The 359-nt window shown below is 64.9% G+C and carries 1 protein-coding gene; it reads right to left on the bottom strand.

What is annotated here, in order from left to right:
• On the bottom strand, positions 1-359 hold a 359-nt coding region (gene tssI, locus L995_RS17000), incomplete at both ends, for a type VI secretion system tip protein TssI/VgrG (RefSeq protein ID WP_047472738.1).

Consider the following 359-nt stretch of genomic DNA (forward strand, 5'->3'; position numbering starts at 1 on the left):
CTCGAAGCGGATGGCGTTGGCGTCGCCCGGGCCGTTCTTCATGCCTGACCCCGGGTTGCCATCCTTGCTCGATCGGGTCTTGATGCCCGATTGCGTGGCATTGGCCGGCAGCGCCCAGGGCGGCATGTTGGCCGCGTTGTAGACGCAGCCCGTGACCAGCGGATAGTCGGGGTCGCCATTGAGGAAGTCCACCACCACCTCATGCCCTATGCGGGGGATGGAGATGGCGCCAAAGCCCGGGCCGGCCCAGTTGGTGGCCACGCGGATCCAGCAGCTGGAGTTCTGGTCCTTCTTGCCCAGCCGGTCCCAGTGGAACTGCACCTTGATGCGGCCGTATTCGTCGGTCCAGATTTCTTCTC

This window comes from Delftia sp. ZNC0008 (genome assembly GCF_000799035.1).
GTDB classification, from domain to species: Bacteria; Pseudomonadota; Gammaproteobacteria; order Burkholderiales; family Burkholderiaceae_C; genus Comamonas; species Comamonas tsuruhatensis.